Raw genomic sequence first — 481 nt, forward strand, 5'->3', positions numbered from 1 at the left:
CCTAATCGTGAAATTAGAGCCCCTTATAACAGAGCAGTAAGAGGTCATTCTCAATTCATGGATCATGCAGAAGAAGGTGTTATAGCTGAATTTGAAGCTGCTGTAAAAAAAGCGAAATTAGAGGCAGAGGATGTAAAGGGAACACTATATATTCATCAATCAAATCCCAATGGAGTTTGTAATAAGTGTACAAAAGGTTTGTTTAACTCTGTTCCCGATAATGAAAGGGGAATCTTTAAGCAATTGACTGATATGTATCCTAACTTAAAAATTAAAGTATCGACTGAAATAGATTCAGATTTACCATATCCAAGAGATACATTGTCTTTTGAAGTGATAAATGGTTTGGCAGAAAATGTTGTGAAAATAAGAAAATAGGTAAGGAATGATAATTATGGACTTTATCAATAAACTAAATACAGAGGCTAAAGTGGCAGTAGGATTGGTAATAGCTGAAAATATGTTTAAAATCATTAGTAAA

1 pseudogene is annotated in these 481 nt (G+C 32.4%); it reads left to right on the top strand.

Annotated elements, in window-relative coordinates:
- A pseudogene (locus tag BAMA_RS23685) lies at nucleotides 1-378 on the top strand (hypothetical protein); the annotation flags it as partial.
- Nucleotides 379-481 lie beyond the last annotated feature (103 nt).

The sequence above is a fragment of the Bacillus manliponensis genome (assembly GCF_000712595.1).
Lineage (GTDB): Bacteria > Bacillota > Bacilli > Bacillales > Bacillaceae_G > Bacillus_A > Bacillus_A manliponensis.